The organism is Bacillus massiliglaciei (assembly GCF_900098925.1).
Taxonomy (GTDB): Bacteria; Bacillota; Bacilli; order Bacillales; family DSM-1321; genus Peribacillus; species Peribacillus massiliglaciei.
Genome location: NZ_LT622349.1, coordinates 1 through 2,079, shown reverse-complemented (window position 1 = coordinate 2,079; position 2,079 = coordinate 1). Strand labels below are relative to the sequence as shown.

Sequence of the window (2,079 nt, the reverse complement as noted above, 5' to 3'; positions counted from 1 at the left end):
ATTCATGTGCACGCAACTCCATTCTCTACTTGTTTCTAGGCAACTCAAGTATAAAAGAATTGGATGTTTGCGTGCATTTTTTATGCAAACAATTGTATGGATACCCCAACAAATAGTATAGAGCCTATAAAAAGAAGGACAGTTATATAGAAGAGAAAAAATAATAAAAAAAGAAACCATACATGTTTATGTATGGTTTCTTCAGGATGACCCGTACGGGATTCGAACCCGTGTTACCGCCGTGAAAGGGCGGTGTCTTAACCGCTTGACCAACGGGCCGAGTGGCGGAGAAGGAGGGATTTGAACCCTCGCGCCGGTTGCCCGACCTACACCCTTAGCAGGGGCGCCTCTTAAGCCTCTTGAGTACTTCCCCAAAAATGGCTCCGCAGGTAGGATTCGAACCTACGACCGCTCGGTTAACAGCCGAGTGCTCTACCACTGAGCTACTGCGGAACAATATGGTGGGCCTAAGTGGACTCGAACCACCGACCTCACGCTTATCAGGCGTGCGCTCTAACCAGCTGAGCTATAGGCCCATATTGGAGCGGGTGAAGGGAATCGAACCCTCATCATCAGCTTGGAAGGCTGAGGTTTTACCACTAAACTACACCCGCGAAATGGGGCGACTGATGGGAATCGAACCCACGAATGTCGGAACCACAATCCGATGCGTTAACCACTTCGCCACAATCGCCGTAATATTTTAAGAATGGTGGCTCAGGACGGAATCGAACCGCCGACACAAGGATTTTCAGTCCTTTGCTCTACCGACTGAGCTACTGAGCCACATATTAAAGAAAAAATGGCGGTCCCGACGGGAATCGAACCCGCGATCTCCTGCGTGACAGGCAGGCATGTTAACCGCTACACCACGGGACCACATGATTGCGGGGGCAGGATTTGAACCTGCGACCTTCGGGTTATGAGCCCGACGAGCTACCGAACTGCTCCACCCCGCGACGATATAAATGATAGGTTTTATACTTTATCCGAGCCGATTTATGTATATTTGAAAAATGGAGGAGGTAGAGGGATTCGAACCCCCGCGGGGTTTGACCCCCCTGTCGGTTTTCAAGACCGATCCCTTCAGCCAGACTTGGGTATACCTCCACGGCCAAACGATAATGGTGGACCTTGTAGGACTCGAACCTACGACCGGACGGTTATGAGCCGTCTGCTCTAACCAGCTGAGCTAAAGGTCCTTATATTTGGTAGCGGCGGAGGGGATCGAACCCCCGACCTCACGGGTATGAACCGTACGCTCTAGCCAGCTGAGCTACACCGCCAAAATAAATATAAGTGTTTGTTTAAAAAGAAATGGTGGAGCCTAGCGGGATCGAACCGCTGACCTCCTGCGTGCAAAGCAGGCGCTCTCCCAGCTGAGCTAAGGCCCCATTTTATAAAAGTCACATGGTCGGGAAGACAGGATTCGAACCTGCGACCCCTTGGTCCCAAACCAAGTGCTCTACCAAGCTGAGCTACTTCCCGTATGTATAATGGCGCGCCCGAAAGGAGTCGAACCCATAACCTTCTGATCCGTAGTCAGACGCTCTATCCAATTGAGCTACGGGCGCATATTATTAAGATGGTGCCGAGGACCGGAATCGAACCGGTACGGTAGTCACCTACCGCAGGATTTTAAGTCCTGTGCGTCTGCCAGTTCCGCCACCCCGGCACATACGAAAAGTGGAGCGGAAGACGGGATTCGAACCCGCGACCCCAACCTTGGCAAGGTTGTATTCTACCACTGAACTACTTCCGCATGAGTGCGGGTGAAGGGACTTGAACCCCCACGCCTTGCGGCGCCAGATCCTAAGTCTGGTGCGTCTGCCAATTCCGCCACACCCGCATATAATGGTGAGCCATGCAGGATTCGAACCTGCGACCCTCTGATTAAAAGTCAGATGCTCTACCAACTGAGCTAATGGCTCACAATAAAAGTGCCTGTACAATTGTGAAGATGGTGCCGGCAAGAGGACTTGAACCCCCAACCTACTGATTACAAGTCAGTTGCTCTACCAGTTGAGCTACACCGGCATATATGGTGGAGGATGACGGGATCGAACCGCCGACCCTCTG

At 51.6% G+C, this 2,079-nt stretch carries 20 tRNA genes; all 20 read right to left on the bottom strand.

From position 1 onward, the window contains the following. Nucleotides 1–207 precede the first annotated feature (207 nt). Nucleotides 208–279: transfer RNA gene (locus BQ4305_RS01465), tRNA-Glu, on the bottom strand. Between the two features lie 3 nt (nt 280–282). Continuing rightward, nucleotides 283–373, bottom strand: a tRNA-Ser gene (locus tag BQ4305_RS01460). A 5-nt stretch (nt 374–378) separates the two neighbouring features. Then, a tRNA-Asn gene (locus BQ4305_RS01455) sits at nt 379–453 on the bottom strand. Between the two features lie 6 nt (nt 454–459). After that, a tRNA-Ile gene (locus tag BQ4305_RS01450) sits at nt 460–536 on the bottom strand. Between the two features lie 4 nt (nt 537–540). Next, nucleotides 541–614: transfer RNA gene (locus BQ4305_RS01445), tRNA-Gly, on the bottom strand. 4 nt (nt 615–618) lie between these two features. Continuing rightward, nucleotides 619–694: transfer RNA gene (locus tag BQ4305_RS01440), tRNA-His, on the bottom strand. A 16-nt stretch (nt 695–710) separates the two neighbouring features. After that, nucleotides 711–786, bottom strand: a tRNA-Phe gene (locus BQ4305_RS01435). 17 nt (nt 787–803) lie between these two features. After that, nucleotides 804–879: transfer RNA gene (locus BQ4305_RS01430), tRNA-Asp, on the bottom strand. Between the two features lie 6 nt (nt 880–885). Continuing rightward, nucleotides 886–959 (bottom strand) — tRNA-Met (locus BQ4305_RS01425). Between the two features lie 58 nt (nt 960–1,017). Then, nucleotides 1,018–1,110 (bottom strand) — tRNA-Ser (locus tag BQ4305_RS01420). A 15-nt stretch (nt 1,111–1,125) separates the two neighbouring features. Continuing rightward, nucleotides 1,126–1,202, bottom strand: a tRNA-Ile gene (locus tag BQ4305_RS01415). A 7-nt stretch (nt 1,203–1,209) separates the two neighbouring features. Beyond that, nucleotides 1,210–1,286: transfer RNA gene (locus BQ4305_RS01410), tRNA-Met, on the bottom strand. Nucleotides 1,287–1,318: 32 nt separating this feature from the next. Beyond that, a tRNA-Ala gene (locus BQ4305_RS01405) sits at nt 1,319–1,394 on the bottom strand. Nucleotides 1,395–1,411: 17 nt separating this feature from the next. After that, nucleotides 1,412–1,488: transfer RNA gene (locus tag BQ4305_RS01400), tRNA-Pro, on the bottom strand. A gap of 9 nt (nt 1,489–1,497) precedes the next feature. Next, a tRNA-Arg gene (locus tag BQ4305_RS01395) sits at nt 1,498–1,574 on the bottom strand. A gap of 12 nt (nt 1,575–1,586) precedes the next feature. Beyond that, nucleotides 1,587–1,675 (bottom strand) — tRNA-Leu (locus BQ4305_RS01390). 12 nt (nt 1,676–1,687) lie between these two features. Beyond that, nucleotides 1,688–1,762 (bottom strand) — tRNA-Gly (locus BQ4305_RS01385). A gap of 5 nt (nt 1,763–1,767) precedes the next feature. Beyond that, a tRNA-Leu gene (locus tag BQ4305_RS01380) sits at nt 1,768–1,849 on the bottom strand. A gap of 6 nt (nt 1,850–1,855) precedes the next feature. Continuing rightward, a tRNA-Lys gene (locus BQ4305_RS01375) sits at nt 1,856–1,931 on the bottom strand. Between the two features lie 30 nt (nt 1,932–1,961). Then, nucleotides 1,962–2,037: transfer RNA gene (locus BQ4305_RS01370), tRNA-Thr, on the bottom strand. Nucleotides 2,038–2,079 lie beyond the last annotated feature (42 nt).